The sequence below is a fragment of the Microbulbifer maximicatervae (SeqCode) genome (genome assembly GCF_056231245.1).
This window is the reverse complement of record NZ_CP174334.1, coordinates 4556106-4569393: the sequence shown is the minus strand read 5'-3', so window position 1 is coordinate 4569393 and position 13288 is coordinate 4556106. Positions and strand designations below refer to the sequence as shown.

General features: G+C 51.0%; 12 protein-coding genes. 7 read left to right on the top strand and 5 right to left on the bottom strand.

Annotated elements, in window-relative coordinates:
• The first annotated feature begins 56 nt into the window (after nucleotides 1-56).
• The 5 genes from ACJJIS_RS20065 (at nucleotide 57) to ACJJIS_RS20045 (ending at nucleotide 6727) form a co-directional block, all read left to right on the top strand.
• Nucleotides 57-1226, top strand: coding sequence for an isovaleryl-CoA dehydrogenase (locus ACJJIS_RS20065; RefSeq protein ID WP_475708905.1), 1170 nt, complete (start codon nucleotides 57-59; stop codon nucleotides 1224-1226).
• Nucleotides 1227-1344: 118 nt separating this feature from the next.
• Nucleotides 1345-2952, top strand: a complete 1608-nt coding sequence (locus tag ACJJIS_RS20060) for a carboxyl transferase domain-containing protein (RefSeq protein WP_475708904.1) — start codon at nucleotides 1345-1347, stop codon at nucleotides 2950-2952.
• A gap of 72 nt (nucleotides 2953-3024) precedes the next feature.
• Nucleotides 3025-3822 (top strand): enoyl-CoA hydratase/isomerase family protein, encoded by a 798-nt coding sequence (locus tag ACJJIS_RS20055; protein WP_444943394.1) that lies wholly within the window; start codon nucleotides 3025-3027, stop codon nucleotides 3820-3822.
• A 5-nt stretch (nucleotides 3823-3827) separates the two neighbouring features.
• Complete coding sequence (locus tag ACJJIS_RS20050; protein ID WP_475708903.1) at nucleotides 3828-5828, top strand: acetyl/propionyl/methylcrotonyl-CoA carboxylase subunit alpha; 2001 nt, start codon at nucleotides 3828-3830, stop codon at nucleotides 5826-5828.
• A complete protein-coding gene (locus ACJJIS_RS20045) occupies nucleotides 5828-6727 on the top strand; it encodes a hydroxymethylglutaryl-CoA lyase (protein ID WP_475708902.1) in 900 nt (299 codons plus the stop codon). Before ACJJIS_RS20050 ends, ACJJIS_RS20045 begins: the two co-directional genes overlap by 1 nt.
• A gap of 50 nt (nucleotides 6728-6777) precedes the next feature.
• On the opposite strand, the gene ACJJIS_RS20040 is transcribed toward ACJJIS_RS20045, so the two are convergent.
• The 5 genes from ACJJIS_RS20040 to ACJJIS_RS20020 all read right to left on the bottom strand — a co-directional run bounded on the left by ACJJIS_RS20040 (nucleotide 6778) and on the right by ACJJIS_RS20020 (nucleotide 12280).
• Complete coding sequence (locus ACJJIS_RS20040) at nucleotides 6778-7140, bottom strand: hypothetical protein (RefSeq protein WP_475708901.1); 363 nt, start codon at nucleotides 7138-7140, stop codon at nucleotides 6778-6780.
• 130 nt (nucleotides 7141-7270) lie between these two features.
• Entirely contained in the window at nucleotides 7271-7597 is a 327-nt protein-coding gene (locus ACJJIS_RS20035; RefSeq protein WP_444934739.1) for a hypothetical protein, read from the bottom strand.
• Nucleotides 7598-7934: 337 nt separating this feature from the next.
• Nucleotides 7935-8885 carry an IS5 family transposase gene (locus ACJJIS_RS20030; RefSeq protein ID WP_444959510.1) on the bottom strand — a complete coding sequence of 317 codons (951 nt, stop codon included), beginning with the start codon at nucleotides 8883-8885 and terminating at the stop codon, nucleotides 7935-7937.
• Between the two features lie 455 nt (nucleotides 8886-9340).
• Nucleotides 9341-11248 carry a multicopper oxidase family protein gene (locus ACJJIS_RS20025; protein ID WP_475708900.1) on the bottom strand — a complete coding sequence of 636 codons (1908 nt, stop codon included), beginning with the start codon at nucleotides 11246-11248 and terminating at the stop codon, nucleotides 9341-9343.
• Between the two features lie 114 nt (nucleotides 11249-11362).
• Entirely contained in the window at nucleotides 11363-12280 is a 918-nt protein-coding gene (locus tag ACJJIS_RS20020) for an SDR family NAD(P)-dependent oxidoreductase (RefSeq protein WP_475708899.1), read from the bottom strand.
• Nucleotides 12281-12489: 209 nt separating this feature from the next.
• Between ACJJIS_RS20020 and ACJJIS_RS20015 the strand changes: the two genes are divergently transcribed.
• Both ACJJIS_RS20015 and ACJJIS_RS20010 read left to right on the top strand, forming a co-directional pair.
• Nucleotides 12490-12921, top strand: a complete 432-nt coding sequence (locus ACJJIS_RS20015) for a DUF4345 domain-containing protein (RefSeq protein WP_475708898.1) — start codon at nucleotides 12490-12492, stop codon at nucleotides 12919-12921.
• Nucleotides 12922-12979: 58 nt separating this feature from the next.
• On the top strand, nucleotides 12980-13282 hold the full coding sequence (locus ACJJIS_RS20010; RefSeq protein WP_444940163.1) for a DUF1330 domain-containing protein: 303 nt from the start codon (nucleotides 12980-12982) through the stop codon (nucleotides 13280-13282).
• Nucleotides 13283-13288 lie beyond the last annotated feature (6 nt).

Below are 13288 nucleotides of genomic sequence, written 5' to 3'. Positions count from 1 at the left end.
AGCCGCCAAGGCGGTTATTTGAATTAAAGACATTTTTAAATATCAGTGGAGCCGTTATGAACACCTCCTACCCAACCCTGAATTTCGGTCTCGGTGAAGACATCGATATGCTCCGTGACATGGTTTACAAGTTCTGCCAGGCGGAGCTGGCCCCGCGCGCGGCGCAGATTGATGAAGACAATCTGTTTCCTGCGGATATGTGGAAAAAGTTTGGCGAGCTGGGTCTGCTGGGCATGACCGTGGAAGAGGAGTTCGGCGGTTCCAATATGGGTTACCTGGCACACGCTGTGGCCATGGAAGAGATTTCCCGCGCCTCTGCTTCTGTGGGCTTGTCCTACGGTGCCCACTCCAACCTGTGCGTAAACCAGATCCGTAAAAATGGTACCCGCGAGCAGAAGTTCAAATACCTGCCCAAGCTGTGTTCCGGTGAACATGTAGGCGCCTTGGCCATGAGTGAACCCAACTCCGGTTCCGACGTGGTAAGTCTGCAACTGCGCGCCGAGAAGCGCGGTGATCGCTTTATTTTGAACGGCAATAAAATGTGGATCACCAACGGTCCCGATGCCGATACCTATGTGATCTACGCTCGCACTGAGCCGGGCATCAGCTCCGGTGGTATCACTGCATTTATCGTTGAGCGCGGTTTCGCCGGCTTCTCCCAGGCGCAAAAGCTCGACAAGCTGGGCATGCGCGGTTCCAACACCTGTGAGCTGGTGTTCGAAGACTGTGAAGTGCCGGAAGAAAATATCCTCGGTGAACTGAACGGCGGTGTACGCGTATTGATGAGCGGTCTCGACTACGAGCGCACGATTCTCTCTGGAGGCCCTGTCGGAATTATGCAGGCCTGCCTGGATGTGGTGGTTCCCTATATTCACGAGCGCAAGCAGTTCGGCAAGGCCATCGGTGAGTTCCAGCTGATGCAGGGCAAGATCGCCGATATGTACGCTGACCTGAATGCCAGCCGCTCATACCTGTACGCTGTGGCCCGGGCTTGTGATCGCGGTGAGGACTCGCGCAAGGACGCCGCCGCTGTAATCCTGTTTACTGCGGAGCGCGCAACACAGATGGCCCTGCAGGCTATCCAGACACTGGGCGGCAATGGCTACATCAACGAGTACGCCACTGGTCGTCTGCTGCGCGATGCCAAGCTCTACGAAATCGGCGCGGGCACTTCTGAAGTGCGCCGTATGCTGATTGGTCGCGAGCTGTTTAAAGAGACCCGCTAAGGCTGGGCATTTCTTCTCGCCGCCGGCGCCTGCCGGCGGCAGCTGTCTCCAGCCGGGCACTGCGGCAATAAGCTGCGCCCTGTGGAGGTCTTTTCTCCGGGAAAGTGAATCGGACTTTATGAATCAGTTGCAGAGCAATATAAACACACGCGATGCCGCCTTTGGCGAAAACCGCGAGCAGATGCAGGCGCTGGTGGCAGACCTGCGCGAGAAAGTGGAAGCCATCGCCCAGGGCGGCGGTGAGCGCGCAAGGGAAAAACACCTGGCGCGAGGAAAATTATTGCCACGGGACCGTATCGATGCGCTGCTCGATCCGGGTAGCCCTTTTATGGAATTTTCCCAGCTGGCCGCTCACGAGGTTTACGGTGAGGATGTTCCGGCCGCGGGTATTATTACCGGCATCGGCACCGTTTCCGGTCAGCCCTGTGTGATAGTGGCCAACGATGCCACTGTAAAAGGTGGAACCTATTATCCCCTCACAGTAAAAAAACACCTGCGCGCGCAGACCATCGCCGAGCAGAACAATCTGCCGTGCATTTACTTGGTGGATTCCGGTGGTGCTAATTTGCCGCGCCAGGACGACGTTTTCCCAGACCGTGAGCACTTCGGTCGCATCTTCTTTAACCAAGCCAATCTCTCTGCACAGAATATTCCGCAGATCGCGGTGGTTATGGGTAGCTGCACCGCCGGTGGAGCCTATGTGCCGGCCATGGCAGACGAATCCATTATGGTGAAAGAGCAGGCCACCATCTTCCTGGCGGGCCCGCCCCTGGTGAAAGCGGCCACCGGTGAAGAAGTTTCCGCTGAGGAACTTGGCGGTGCCGAGGTGCACTGTCGCACTTCCGGGGTTTCCGATCACTACGCCAATAACGACGTACATGCGTTGCAGTTGGCGCGCCGCTCTGTAGCTCGCCTGAACCGTATCAAAAATCCTGGTCTGGATATCCAAAAGCCTGTGGAGCCGATTTATCCACCGGAAGACATTTACGGCGTGGTGCCCAAAGATTCGCGCCAGCCGTTTGACGTGCGCGAGATTATCGCGCGGGTTGTGGACGGGTCTGAGTTCGATGAATTTAAAGCGTTGTACGGCACCACCCTGGTAACCGGTTTTGCCCGTATCCAGGGCTATCCGGTGGGAATTGTTGCCAATAACGGCATCCTGTTTGCGGAGAGTGCGCAGAAGGGCGCGCACTTTATTGAGTTGTGTGCGCAGCGCAAGATTCCATTGGTTTTCCTGCAAAATATCACCGGCTTTATGGTGGGCAAGCAGTACGAGGCGGGCGGTATCGCTAAACACGGCGCCAAGATGGTGACCGCTGTCGCTACCGCCAAGGTGCCCAAAATTACCATCCTTATCGGCGGTTCTTTCGGCGCCGGTAACTACGGTATGTGTGGCCGCGCCTACGATCCCAACTTCCTGTTTATGTGGCCCAATGCGCGTATCTCGGTTATGGGAGGGGAACAGGCTGCTGGCGTATTGGCCCAGGTGAAGCGCGACCAGATGGCCGCCCGAGGGGAATCCTGGAGCGAAGAGGAAGAGCGCCAGTTTAAGCAGCCGATTGTGGATAACTACGAACACCAGGGGCACCCATACTACGCCTCCGCGCGCTTGTGGGATGACGGCGTTATCGATCCGGCGGATACCCGCCGCGTGCTCGGTCTGTGCCTGGCGGCGGCCAGCCACAAGGAACCGGAAGAGACCAAGTTCGGCGTGTTCCGCATGTAAGGAACCGTGGTTGCGGCGCCAGCGAAATGTTCCGGTGCCGCTTTTGATAGACGCCCCAATCGAGGAATTACAATGAGCGATAAATTGCTGTGCGAAGTGGATAGCGAGGGCGTGGCCACGGTCACCCTGAACCGGCCGGAAATCCACAACGCTTTTGATGATGAACTGATCCACGAGCTGGCCACCACCTTTGACACCCTGGCGCAAAACCCCGCTGTACGTGTGTTGGTACTGGCCTCCAATGGCAAGAGCTTTTCTGCCGGAGCCGACCTCAACTGGATGAAGCGCATGGCGACTTATTCAGAAGAGGAAAACCGCCGCGACGCAGCTGCGCTCGCCGCCATGCTGTACAAGCTCGACACTTTTCCTGCGCCCACCATTGCGCGAGTACAGGGCGCCGCTTTTGGCGGGGCCGTGGGCCTGGTGAGCTGCTGCGATATGGCCGTGGCCTCTGAGCGCGCCAGCTTCTGTTTGTCCGAAGTCAAAATCGGGTTGCTGCCCGCCACCATCAGTCCCTATGTCATCAATGCTATCGGCACTCGCCATGCGCGTCGTTACTTTGTCACAGCGGAACGTTTCCCCGCCGAGCGCGCGGAACAGATCGGTTTGGTATCCGAAGTCTGTGCCGAGGCCGATCTGGATCTGCATGTGCAGAAATTAGTGAACGCCATTGCCGACAACGGCCCCAAGGCAGTTGCAATGGCCAAACAGCTGGCCATGTCCATGTCCAACCGGGTTATTAATAATGAGTTGCAAGGGCAGACCAGCGCGCTGATCGCTGCCGTTCGTGTGTCGCCGGAGGGACAGGAAGGGTTGAGTGCGTTTTTGGAAAAGCGTGCACCCAGTTGGATGAATGGTAGCGAAGGGTAATTTTTATGATTCGCAAACTGTTAATAGCTAATCGCGGCGAAATTGCCTGTCGCATTATCAAGACCGCACGCCGCCTGGGGGTGTCCACTGTCGCCGTTTATTCCGATGCGGATGCCGACGCCCTGCATGTGCAGATGGCGGACGAAGCGGTGCACTTAGGTCCGGCCCAGGCCAGGGATTCGTATCTGGATATCGACAAAGTATTGGCTGCTGCCAAGCAGACTGGTGCCGATGCCATCCATCCGGGTTATGGCTTCCTGTCGGAAAATGCGGAGTTTTGCCGCGCCTGCGATAGCGCCGGCATTATTTTTGTCGGCCCACCCACCGGCGCGATTGAGGCGATGGGCTCCAAGTCCGCGGCCAAGCGTATTATGGAAGAGGCCAATGTGCCTCTGGTGCCCGGTTACCACGGTACCAATCAAAATGAAGAGCTGTTGGAAGGCCATGCCAATCGCATCGGATATCCGGTATTGCTGAAAGCTGCTGCCGGCGGCGGTGGTAAGGGAATGCGCCGTGTCGACAGTGCCGATGAATTCCACGAAGCTCTGGCCGCTGCCAAGCGTGAGGCCATGAATGCCTTTGGCGACGACATTATGTTGCTAGAGCGCTATGTGGTGAGTCCCCGCCATGTGGAAATCCAGGTGTTCTGTGATCAGCAGGGCAATGGCGTCTACCTGTTTGAACGGGATTGCTCGGTGCAGCGCCGCCACCAAAAAGTAGTGGAAGAAGCTCCCGCACCGGGCATGACTCCGGAGCTGCGCGCCCGCATGGGTGAAGCGGCCCTGCGCGCGGCCCACGCGATTGGTTACGTGGGGGCCGGCACGGTGGAATTCCTGCTGGATGCCAGCGGTGCCTTCTACTTTATGGAAATGAATACCCGCCTACAGGTGGAGCACCCGGTGACGGAAATGATCACCGACCAGGATCTTGTGGCCTGGCAGCTGTCAGTTGCCGCTGGCGATACCCTGCCCATGAGCCAGGATGAGCTGCAGATCAACGGCCACGCCATGGAAGTGCGCATCTACGCCGAAGACCCGGACAATGATTTCCTGCCGGCAACCGGCGTGTTGGTGCGCCACCAGCCCCCGGCGGAAGGCGAGGGTGTGCGGGTGGATACCGGTGTGCAGACTGGCGATGAAATCAGCGTGCATTACGACCCGATGATCGCCAAATTGATCTGCCACGGCCGCACCCGCAAAGAAGCCCTGGCCAAATTGGATCGCGCCCTGCGTGATTATCAGATTGCCGGTGTGCGCCACAATATCGAATTCCTGCGCCGAGTGATCAATCACCAAGCCTTTGCCAGCGGTTGTATTTCGACGCACTTTATCGAGGACTACGAGGCGGAAGTACTGCATCAGGAGCAGACACTGACGCCGTTGAAATGTGCTGCTATTGCCGGTTATTTGCAGCAGCGTGAAGAGCGCGATCTGCGCAATAGTGCACCTCAGTGGGACCCTTTCTCCCCTTGGCACAATGGCGATAACTGGCGCAATGCTCTGGCTGGCAGTCGCACCCAGACCGTGGACTACCGTGGCCAGCACGCTCAAATTCGCTTTGTTGCGGAGGGCGATAGCCTGCGCTGGACTTGCGATGCCTTGCCTGAGGAACAAAACAGCGGTGACATTCGCCTGCTGCCAGGGCGCGACTTGATGCTGGTGGATGGCCGTCGCATGAGTTTCTCCGCCGTGGATACCCGCGATGGTGGGGCTGTATTTATTGATGGCACTCAGGTGGAATTCAAGCTGTTGCCACCGGATATGGGCGAGAGCAATGACCAGGCCCACGGCCTCGATGCCCCCATGAACGGCACCATAATTTCGCTGCTGGTTGAGGCCGGCTCTATGGTGGAAAAAGACCAGCCGCTACTGGTAATGGAAGCCATGAAAATGGAACACACCCTGCGGGCTCCAGCCGCTGGCACCGTACAGCAGTTCTTCTGTGCCGAAGGTGAATTAGTGGATGGCGGTAGTCTGCTGGTGGATTTTGCCGGGGAGGAGCAGTAATGACTTTGCCCAAGCAAGTCAAAATCGTCGAAGTGGGCCCCCGCGATGGACTGCAAAATGAAAAGCAGCCTATCTCTGTGGAGACCCGTATCGCTCTGGTGGACAAGCTCAGTGCCAGTGGGCTGTCGGTTATTGAAGCCGGCAGTTTTGTCAGCCCCAAATGGGTACCGCAAATGGCCGCCAGCGAGGAAGTGCTGGCGGGTATCCAGCGCAAAGACGGTGTTATCTACAGCGCGCTCACGCCAAACTTAAAAGGCTATGAGCGCGCAGTGGAAGCCAAAGCAGATGAGGTCGCCGTATTCGGTGCGGCCTCGGAAGCCTTCACCCAGAAAAATATTAATTGCAGTATCGCTGAGAGTCTGGAGCGCTTCCGCCCACTGGTGGAAAAGGCCAAGCAAGACGGCATACCCGTGCGCGGATACGTATCCTGCGTACTTGGTTGCCCCTATGAAGGCGATATTGACCCGGCCAAAGTGGCAGAAGTTAGTGCCGCTCTATTGGAAATGGGTTGCTACGAAATTTCCCTCGGCGACACCATCGGTGTCGGCACCCCGGAATCCGCCAAGCGTATGCTGGAGCAGGTGATGGCCCGTGTACCTGTGGAAAAACTTGCTGTGCATTTCCACGATACCTACGGCCAGGCCTTGGCCAATATCTACGCGGCCTTACAAATGGGTGTCGCAGTAGTAGATTCCGCCGTAGCCGGCCTGGGCGGCTGCCCCTATGCCCGCGGCGCTTCCGGTAATGTTGCCAGTGAGGATGTGCTTTATATGCTCAATGGCATGGGTATTGAAACCGGCGTGGATTTACAGTTGCTGGCAGAGGCTGGGAACTTTATTTCTGAACAGCTGGGGAGGGTGACTAACTCCCGTGTGGCTAAGGCTTTGGTGCCCTGCTGAGGAATTTCTGGGGCGGTTAGAGCGCCGCCCTGAAACTACAAACTTGAAGATCAGATATCTACCCGATAAATCAGAGGGTGGTTATTTCCGTTACCCTCTCTGCAACCCTCTACTCCAAAACCTACGGTATTAGATTTAGCAAAATATGCAGCCATAAGTGATGAAAATTGCTCTTTAGTGTCATTATTGTCTGTTCCATCATTGTGATCGAACTCTATGACTACATGGTTACTTGACCCAGATGAGCAGTCTTCCCCTAATTCGTCACCAATAGCATCTGGTGAGAATTTAATAACCGCGTAGTATTTATAAGTAGTAATACCTTCGATAGTTTTATTCGGCTCAATGGTACTTGATGCAAAACTGGTGCTGGATAGTAGCGCGAGTAGTAGTCCGGAGAATAAATTTTTCATTTTCATAAAAACTAATATTTTTTTGGTTCTCTGTAAATAGGATGGAAACTATTAAGTGGTTTTTCTATTCTGTGATATTGCTTGTGCAAGTAACGTTATTTCTAATAATAGAATGGTCATCGGCAGCGGCTTATTTATCAGAGTAAATCATTATATAATTTATGTTGGCTAGTCCAGCTTCATTACAATTTGTGCCACTTTCCATAACTTGTACAATTTTCCCTGCCATCAACGCAGCAAGAGCAGTGCTATGCTGGGCTTCATTTACTATGGTAATTCTATCTTGTGCATTTGTGTTCTCACACATAGAGTTAGTTATATCGGTATCAAGATATAAAACATTATAGTTCTCTCCAATGCCTTCGGCCTGGATCTTTGTTATTTTTGCTGTCCAAGCAGCAGAGAAAACATTTGCGGAGAATGCAAGTAATATAGTTGCAGTCAAAAATTTTTTCATCTGGATCTCTTGATTAGTTTTAATCAGAATGATTATATTTGGATTTGATGGTTTATATTTTAGTATAAAATAATTTTATGTTTTTGCATATAGTTTTCTCCTTTTTGAGATTTTGCTTGGTGGAACGTATGTCCAGATTTTGAGGGAGGTTGTGTCTTTTATTGCCCTCAATGCTGAACTGCTCTAGGGATCCTCTGATCAACGAAGCATTTTTCCAGAATTAAGCTGAGCTGCTTGAAAAATTCACTTTATTACGCACAAACGCGTAATTTTCGCGTAATAGTCCCCTAATTTTTCATCTGAAACCCTCAATAGGTGGGTTTCAGGCGAACCACCCCTAGGCAGCCAAGTATTTTCTCCCTATTAATAAGTTGGTAAAGCCTGCCAGTAAGCACAGCCTCTCAGTATTTTTTACCAGTCCCCGATAGCGGACCTTGTCATAACCAAATACCCGTTTGATGTAGCGGAAGGGGTGCTCGACCTTCGCTCTTATCTGCGCCTTGATCTTTTCCGCTTTACGGAGTGCATCACGCCCTGGAAGAGTTTTTAGCTTGCTCGGCTTCATTGCTATATACCAATCCGCCTCCCGCTCTTTCAACTCTTCACGTTTCTCCGCACCAATGTACCCAGAGTCTCCCCAGATTCTTTTCTCCTCCCCGTGGAGAACTCGCTCTGTGGTTGTGACATCATGCGAATTCGCTGCTGTTGTATCTATGCTATGTATTACTCCGAGCACATCATCAACCCCGATATGCATTTTCATCCCAAAATGCCACTGATTGCCTTTCTTTGTTTGATGCATTTCCGGGTCACGTTCTTTCTTTTCATTCTTAGTTGAAGTTGGCGCAGAGATAATAGTGGCATCTACAATCGTGCCTTCACGCAGTACCATCCCATTCTCAGCAAGGTGTTTGTTGATTTCATCAAAAAGAGCTGCACCTAGCTGATTGAGCTCCAGTAAGTGGCGAAAGTTAAGAATCGTTGTTTCATCGGGAATTGGGCTACTCAAAGTCAATCCAGCAAAACTACGCATGGATTCAATTTCATACAGTGCATCTTCCATAGCGGGATCACTGAGATTGTAAAATAGCTGCATGCAATGAATACGAAGCATGACACTCAATGGATATGGCTGTCGGCCACGTTTACCTTGTGGGTAACAAGGAGTGATCTGAGCTTCTAGTCGCTGCCATGGGACGAGGGTTTCCATTTGAGAAAGAAACTTCTCTCGGCGAGTTATACGACGCTTTAGCTTATATTCTGCTTCGGCAAAGGTGACTTGGTGCATGATTCATCGTAGTCTTGATGGGTAGGTGAATATTACCAAATTGACTCAGAATTATTCAGAGGTTCCCTAGATGTTTTAATATCTTAAGGTTTGGTTTTCGTGGCACTATTGGTGGAGATATCTTATTGTTTAGCAAATAATTGATATTTTTATTTTTTTCATTATTTTCTGTAAACATCTTTGCAGGGCTGATTTCTCAAGTGCGGCTGATGAATTATAATTGCCAGTGATGGTGCGTTTCATCGATATTTTTTTTAAAGTTCTGTTGTTTTAATTGGCTTTTAAGTGGTGGAAGATGTAGATGTCGTTGAGGGAGTTAAGATTATTGTTGGTGTTATATTTATAATTTAATAGTTAAAGCCGTATTTGGATCTAACTGGCGGCTAGACACTTTTTGATTTATTTGATTTATTTGATTTTTTTCTGGCCTAAGGCATTGAATTAAGGTTGGTAGATTAGTTGCTATTTACTGGCTCTGATTCCATTACCCTAAATGGCCGCATCATATCGTAATCCTCATGGGATAGTAGATGGCAGTGCCATACATAAAGGCCTTCGCGGTCAAAGCGCGCAATTACCCGGGTCACTTGGCCGGGAAGCGCGATGACCGTATCTTTGGGGCCGCTTTCTTCTGGTTGTGGTGGAAGGGGTTTTCCCTGTAGAGATTCTATTTCCAGGCGTGCACCCTGAAATATCTTATCTGTATGCATAAATTTCTGCTGCTTGGCAATAAGTTTTCCTTTAAAAGGCTGGCGATCCAGTACCTGGAATTCCACCAGATGAATATGGATTGGATGAGCCGATACTGTAGGGTTGTATATTTCCCAGATCTCAACGGCGTTGTGTTGGATTATTTCTGTAGTAGGGTCTTCAAAAAATAGGGAGCCCTCCTTTACTGGACCTAACATGAGCAGATTGCGGCCATAGGGATCATCCAACCGATAGGTGGCAAGTTGTCGTGTGCGACTGGCTTGGTTAAGCCTATTAAGTGGGGTGCGCAAGGGAGTATTTAGGCTGAGTTTTAAATCTCCAGTGGTATTTTTAATCTCTGATTTCTGTTTATTAGAAGGGGGGGGGATCGGTGTTGAAGCAATATGAAATTGTAGGATTTGGCCTGTAGTATTTGGATCGGTAGCTGGTGTGATGCCGCCGCGTCCATCGCTTAATACGCGTTTACCTCCCGGGTTGTAGACAAGTGGAATCGAACTCTTTGGGTCATTGGCCTCTACAAAGCCTTTAAAAGGGACATCCGGTCCAAAGTTTCGCAGTGTTAGTTCACGTCCTTCATAACCGCTGAAATCTACTAAAACATCTGCTCGCTCTGCGGGTGCCAATATCAACTCGTTCAATTTTACAGGGTAATCGAGAAATCCGCCGTCACCGCCGACTTGTACAAAGGGTGTATTTTCGTCGATCCTGAGTATCAGTGTGCGAGTATCAGATGCGTTGAGTAATCGCAATCGATAGACGTGTGGAGTGACACTGACTTTGGGCCAGGTCATACCGTTTACCAGAATAAAATTGCCAAAAAATTCGTCGAGATGGGACGGATTGGGCCAATTGGCCTTAACCACCTCATGGGAAACCGGTGATGGAGGCTGGTCCCTCCAGCCAGGAAAATACAGCTGCCCATCGGAGCTAAACAAGCTGTCTGTAATAGCGGCTACAAAAGTGCGCTCTTCTGCAGGGAGGAGCCTCTCCTGTATCAGACGGTCTTCATTGTCATCGCCAACCAGGTAAAAACCGAATAGACCTGCGTAAACATTAAGGCGCGTCATGCCCAGGGTGTGGTCGTGATACCAGATAGTGGCGGCATCCTGGGAGTTGTCGTATTCGTAAATCCTTTTCTCAAATAATGGTCCCGTCTCATGATAATTGCGGGTGTACCAAGCGAGGGGATTGCCGTCACTTTTCCACTCTGTATGCCCGCCGTGAAGGTGGATAACCATAGGTACAGCTTTTGGATCTTTTACGTCGGCGAGGTGAATGGATCGATCCACAGGAAATAGATGTGGACCCGGTAGCTCATTGGCCCAGTGTACAAATACCGGTTGGCCTTCTCGGGCGCGAATAGTAGGGCCAGGAGAGTGGATGCGACCTGCATATTCAAAACCCCAGGCTTTTGTCATTAAACGTTTGCCTTCCTTATCCCGTAGCCCCATCCAAACTTCAGTGGGGCGGGCGGGTAGTTTAATCGGGACTGAGCCCTGAGGGCGGATTTCTGCGGGTATTGGCAGTTCATTGACGAACTTATCCACAGTTGCTGGATCCAGCAGCCGCAGGGGAGTTGCTTTAGCTACATCTTCAGCAGCAGTCAGGGCAAGGGGAATTAACAACAGCAGGGAAAAGATTACCCGAAACATTGGCTGTTTTTAGCAGTAAGTATTTAACAGTCAAGTATAGGTAAACAAGCGGTATCGGTGGCGTTAACTTGGGGGCAGGGAAGGGTGTACAGGGCCCTTCCCTGATGCGACCCTTCAATAGATAAAGCGATTGATCGCCGTTTTGGCATTGTCTTGATAGGTAGGATTGTCCAGGTCCGGGAAAAGCTTCCGCTGTTCACCAAGAGGTCCAGTCAATCCGCGTTCACTGCCGTAAAAAATACCTGTGCGGAAGGATCTTGTATCCAGTAGGGCATCGATATAGCGCTTGGCGCCTATTTCTACTTTGTGGACTTTGCCAAGTAGCAGCATAATCTGCATCATGCCCTTCATCATATATTGCTTGAATAACGACAGTGTATTGAAGCCCTCTGTGCCTACCGTAGCCCCGGGACTCATGGTTACGAAGCGGATATGGGGGAATTCCCGCGCCATGGAAGACATCCATAGGGCGCCCATATACTTTATCGGACCATAGGGTACCGTAGCGTCTTTGGTACTGGCATAGAGCTTTCCTTCACAGATCTGCATAAATTCCTCCACAGAGGCGCTTTTCAGGTCTGGTCGCTTCATACCCATCTCTTTTACGCCGCGAGCGGCCTCGGAGCCGGCATAGATAGCAGTCTGGGTTAATTTATTGGCTTTCAGTAACTCGTTAGTCAGTAGAGCATGCCCAAGCAGGTTGACGGCGAAAATTTGTGTGACTCCTTCGGGGGTCTTGTTGTAAAACTCTTTCCCCCCGGTACCGCCAGCATTCATAACCAGCGCATCAACTGGGGAGTCCAGGTTCTTAACTGCCTCTTTCACAGATTGTTGATCCGCGACATCGATCAGCAATACTTCGAAGATATTCCTGCCTGTTACCGACACCAGATCGGCTTGGGCTTCCTTGGCTTTGTGCAGATTGCGGCAGCCGAGATAGATCTTGTTAATCTGCTGGTATTCCGCCAGTTGCTTGGCGCATTCCCTGCCTAAGCCTGCATTCGCTCCGGTAATCAAAACACTCTTAATCATCTTTCTGTTTCTGTGGATATTGGGAACTGGTGCCCGGATATGGATATACCCGGCTGTTGGAGAGAAAGATAAGCGGTTAAGCGCCTCGTCTTTTGACATTTCTTGCTGTCTTAGTGGGATACCAAGACCGCAAGAAATATCAAAAATAGGGCCTTACTGGCCAATATGATTAGGTCATCACTCCAAATACGGCAAACTAAGGTGACACTATGAATCAGGCGAGTTCTATAGAAAGAAAAATTTTCCAATTGTTAGTGGTAGCGCTAGCGGTGATCTGTTTTGTACCCGGTGGTATCAGTGCATTTGGAGGGCTGAATGGCAGTGCAGCTCTGAGTGGTGGTGCTATGATTTTTGGCCCGGATAGCCCCTTGAGAGGATTTGGGGATAATCAATATCGATTTGCCTTTGGTGTTTTCTTTGTCCAGGGATTGGTTCTACTGTATTTCCTGAGCAATATCGAAAAACATAAAGCATTGTTTTACTTCGTGGCTTTATCCCTCTTTATTGGCGGTCTGGGCCGCTTAAGCAATATTCTGGAATTTGGATTGGTGGATGATCAGGTCTTACCCCCTACGATTATTGAGCTTGCGATAGTTCCACTTCTGGTTTTTTGGCATAGGCGAGTAGCCTCTCAAGGTTAGTCATTAGAAGCTATTAGTTAAGCAACTAAAAGTTATTTACACTTAAGAGGTTATTACTTTGTTACCAGTATTTTTACATATAGAGTCTTCACCAAACTTACAGGAATTGCAGGCTCTTCAGCAGTATAGTGGTCTGGCACCGCAATTAATGCAACAGTATGGGGGGGTGCCTATTGCTTCTTATGATGTGGAAGAGGCCCTGGACGGGGGGCGGTCACCAAGGGCATTTGTTGTGGTATCTTTTCCGGATCGGGAGGCGATCTATGCATTCTTTAATGATCCAGCCTACCAGGCGATTATTCCTTTGAGGGACAAAGCATTTGCCCATTTACGCTTTTTTATCACTAGTGAGCGAATTTAATTTAAA